The sequence below is a fragment of the Aliivibrio logei genome (assembly GCF_001691055.1).
GTDB lineage: Bacteria > Pseudomonadota > Gammaproteobacteria > Enterobacterales > Vibrionaceae > Aliivibrio > Aliivibrio salmonicida.
This window is the reverse complement of record NZ_MAJU01000049.1, coordinates 1-955: the sequence shown is the minus strand read 5'-3', so window position 1 is coordinate 955 and position 955 is coordinate 1. Positions and strand designations below refer to the sequence as shown.

2 protein-coding genes are annotated in these 955 nt (G+C 33.8%); both read left to right on the top strand.

The genetic code is table 11. The features are described from left to right. A partial coding sequence (locus tag A6E04_RS21445; protein ID WP_217491223.1) for a hypothetical protein occupies positions 1-187 on the top strand: 187 nt, incomplete at its 5' end. 295 nt (positions 188-482) lie between these two features. Beyond that, positions 483-770: a hypothetical protein gene (locus tag A6E04_RS20725; protein ID WP_065612286.1), complete on the top strand. Its 288-nt coding sequence runs from the start codon at positions 483-485 to the stop codon at positions 768-770. Positions 771-955 lie beyond the last annotated feature (185 nt).

Below are 955 nucleotides of genomic sequence, written 5' to 3'. Positions count from 1 at the left end.
ATTTTACGCTTCAATTGTTCTTTGGTTATGCCTCATTTTAGTCTGCATCAGTGTTTTACTCGCAGCATTTTCAATCCCAGTTGTGGCAAGGATATTTGGTTTATCAGATCCAAATCTGCTGAAACCAAGTCGTTCAAATGGCGTAAAAAGTGTATTTGTTTTCCATTCACTTTATCTCGCAATTTAAGAACATTTTGTTCGCTTAATTGCTATCGGTAAATTAGAATCAGGACTTAGAAAATCTTGGCAGGGCAGTTCTTTACCAAGCTAGCCAAGCCGAAAGTAAGCACGCACAACAATCGCATCAACACGATTTATTACATTCGGCGTTCTGGGTTTGCCTTTGGTTTTGTGATTAAGGCGGTTAATTCAAGTTGGTTTGCATAGTAATAAACGTGTTATGCCAGCGTTATACTATATTGGTTATCGTAATAAATATAATCAATTGAAAAATATAAATAAAATCAAAGTGAGGTAAAGGTATGTCTGTTGAAAATGAGAATCTAAAGGTAAAATCGAATGACAAGCTTTCTAAAGTGGAATTGGGGGCATTAACATTTTTAGCTCTTATTATAATTGGATCGATTTTGTTGAATTTGTTAAATGCTAATCGCTTAGAAAGTGAAGTACTTTATAGTTGGTTGGGTATTGGTTCTGCGTTTATTATGTTGGTATGGGGTTTAAACGCAATGATAAAGCCTGCGAAAATTGCAGGTTTAATAGGTTTTTCTGTAACTATACTGATTCATTATCTTAAGTTTGTAGCGTAAGTTAATCGCAATTGTATTAAATTGACTGGGAAATGAAATATAAAGGAAAATTTTTAGCCTACGAAATAATAATCGTATAACAAATGCATCAACACGATTTGCTACATTCGGCATTCTAGGTTTCTTTTGGTTTACCGTATTAAGTGGTAAATTTAGGCTTAATCTGCATAGTAGCAAACGTGTTA

What these genes read in the sequence shown, in the direction of transcription:
- A6E04_RS20725 (WP_065612286.1), top strand. Translation starts at nt 483, where the DNA reads ATGTCTGTTGAAAATGAGAATCTAAAGGTAAAATCGAATGACAAGCTT.